Consider the following 1,095-nt stretch of genomic DNA (forward strand, 5'->3'; position numbering starts at 1 on the left):
CGCGCGCAGCGGATAGGGACCGAACTGTCTCACGACGTTCTAAACCCAGCTCGCGTACCGCTTTAATGGGCGAACAGCCCAACCCTTGGGACCTACTCCAGCCCCAGGATGCGACGAGCCGACATCGAGGTGCCAAACCATGCCGTCGATATGGACTCTTGGGCAAGATCAGCCTGTTATCCCCGAGGTACCTTTTATCCGTTGAGCGACAGCGCTTCCACAAGCCACTGCCGGATCACTAGTCCCGACTTTCGTCCCTGCTCGACTTGTCAGTCTCACAGTCAAGCTCCCTTGTGCACTTACACTCGCCACCTGATTGCCAACCAGGTTGAGGGAACCTTTGGGCGCCTCCGTTACTCTTTGGGAGGCAACCGCCCCAGTTAAACTACCCATCAGGCACTGTCCCTGAACCCGATTAGGGTCCGAAGTTAGATATCCAGAGTGACCAGAGTGGTATTTCAACAATGACTCCACGAACACTAGCGTGCCCGCTTCAACGTCTCCCACCTATCCTACACAAGCCACACCGAACACCAATACCAAACTATAGTAAAGGTCACGGGGTCTTTCCGTCCTGCTGCGCGTAACGAGCATCTTTACTCGTAATGCAATTTCGCCGAGTTCGCGGTTGAGACAGCTGGGAAGTCGTTACGCCATTCGTGCAGGTCGGAACTTACCCGACAAGGAATTTCGCTACCTTAGGATGGTTATAGTTACCACCGCCGTTTACTGGGGCTTAAATTCTCAGCTTCGCCTTGCGGCTAACCGTTCCTCTTAACCTTCCAGCACCGGGCAGGCGTCAGTCCGTATACATCGTCTTGCGACTTAGCACGGACCTGTGTTTTTAGTAAACAGTCGCTTCCCACTGGTCTCTGCGGCCATCGAACGCTCCCGGAGCAAGTCCGTTCACGCCTCAGGCCCCCCTTCTCCCGAAGTTACGGGGGCATTTTGCCGAGTTCCTTAACCACGATTCTCTCGATCTCCTTAGTATTCTCTACCTGACCACCTGAGTCGGTTTGGGGTACGGGCAGCTAGAACCTCGCGTCGATGCTTTTCTTGGCAGCATAGGATCACCGATTTCGACTTGCGTCTACC

1 rRNA gene is annotated in these 1,095 nt (G+C 54.7%); it reads right to left on the reverse strand.

Annotated features, from left to right (window positions below):
- Nucleotides 1-1,095 (reverse strand): 23S ribosomal RNA (locus tag C5C30_RS17270); the annotation flags it as partial.

Origin of the sequence: Rathayibacter sp. AY2B5 (genome assembly GCF_002931645.1) — a bacterium.
Lineage (GTDB): Bacteria > Actinomycetota > Actinomycetes > Actinomycetales > Microbacteriaceae > Rathayibacter.